General features: G+C 58.4%; 1 protein-coding gene. It reads left to right on the top strand.

All coding sequences use genetic code 11. The annotated features are described in order from the left end of the window. On the top strand, positions 1-1,153 hold a 1,153-nt coding region (locus KG698_RS15340; protein WP_213686409.1), incomplete at its 5' end, for an IS66 family transposase. Between the last annotated feature and the right edge of the window lie 24 nt (positions 1,154-1,177).

Below are 1,177 nucleotides of genomic sequence, written 5' to 3'. Positions count from 1 at the left end.
CGTCCGTGAGAAGTTCACTTGCAGGGACTGTGAGAAAATCAGCCAGCCACCGGCACCGTTCCACCCTATCCCTCGCGGATGGGCAGGGCCCAGCCTGCTGGCAATGATCATCTATGAGAAATATGGTCAGCACCAGCCGCTGAACCGTCAGTCTGAGCGCTATGCGCGCGAGGGTGTTGATCTGAGCCTGTCAACTCTGGCCGATCAAGTGGGGGCTGTCGCTGAGCTGCTGAAACCCCTTCATGCATTGATCGAGGCACATGTGCGCACAGCCCTTCGTCTGCACGGTGATGATACCACCGTGCCGCTCTTGGCACGAGGCGGCACCAAAACAGCCCGCCTCTGGACATATGTGCGCGATGATCGGCCTTGGAGTGGCAATGCGCCACCGGCAGTGGTCTTCTACTTCTCCCGGGATCGCAGTGGCGAGCATCCAACGGCGCATCTGGCAGGGTGGCAAGGCATTCTTCAGGCGGATGCCTATACCGGCTATAACCAGCTTTACGACCTCAAGCGCCAGCTCGGGCCTGTAAGCTCTGCGCTCTGTTGGGCGCACGCGCGGCGCAAATTCTTCGAGCTTGCGGATATTGAAAGCAATATCCGCAAGGGGAAATCGCCCAAGGAAATCTCGCCGATCGCCTTTGAAGCGGTCCGGCGGATCGATGCGCTGTTTGACATCGAGCGCACGATTAAAGGCCATACCCCCGAAGCGCGTCTTGAGGTCCGACAACAACTGTCAGGTCCATTGGTTGAAGATCTGGAGAGATGGTTGCTGTGCGAACGCGCGCTCCTTTCAAAACACGCAAAGGTGGCAAAGGCGATCGATTACCTGCTGTCGCCAGGGCATTGGCCTGCCTTCAAGCTCTTTCTGGAGGACGGCCACGTTTGCCTGACAAACAACGCAGCAGAACGGTCCCTGCGCGGGGTGGCATTGGGCAGAAAGGCATGGTTATTTGTTGGCTCTGAGCGCGGCGGTCAGCGCGCCGCCTTCATGTATTCCTTGATTGGCACAGCAAAACTGAACGATATTGACCCGCAAGCTTGGCTTGCCGACGTCATCGCCCGCATCTCTGATATGCCAGCGTCACGCCTGCCAGAATTGCTTCCTTGGAACTGGAACGCGGCAAAACAGGCCAGTGTCAAGGCCGCCTAACCGCGGTTCACGCCGGATGCATAC

The organism is Roseicyclus sp. (genome assembly GCF_018402035.1).
Classification (GTDB): Bacteria; Pseudomonadota; Alphaproteobacteria; order Rhodobacterales; family Rhodobacteraceae; genus Roseicyclus.
This window is presented reverse-complemented; position numbering and strand designations above follow the sequence as displayed.